Genomic DNA, 257 nt, shown 5'->3' on the forward strand with positions numbered 1-257 from the left:
GGCCAGTACGTTGCGTGCGTTACTCGATCAAGCGTTGCAGGCGCACCGCATCGAGCTGCGAGCGGTCAAGGCTTTGGCGAGTATCGACCTCAAGCGCGACGAACCGGGGTTGCTGGAACTGGCCACACAATTGAACCTGCCGCTGCAGTATTTCAACAGTGCCGAACTGGCGCCCTATCAACAGCGCCTCAGTCATCAATCGCAGATCGCCTTTGAGCGCACCGGCTGCTACGGCGTGGCGGAAAGCGCCGCGCTGG

1 protein-coding gene is annotated in these 257 nt (G+C 61.5%); it reads left to right on the forward strand.

Features of this window, described 5'->3' with window-relative positions:
- Positions 1-257 (forward strand): cobalamin biosynthesis protein (locus AAEY83_RS16575; protein WP_351060825.1); only part of this gene is annotated, 257 nt, incomplete at both ends.

The sequence above is a fragment of the Psychrobacter sp. TB20-MNA-CIBAN-0197 genome (assembly GCF_040309765.1).
Classification (GTDB): Bacteria; Pseudomonadota; Gammaproteobacteria; order Pseudomonadales; family Moraxellaceae; genus Psychrobacter; species Psychrobacter submarinus.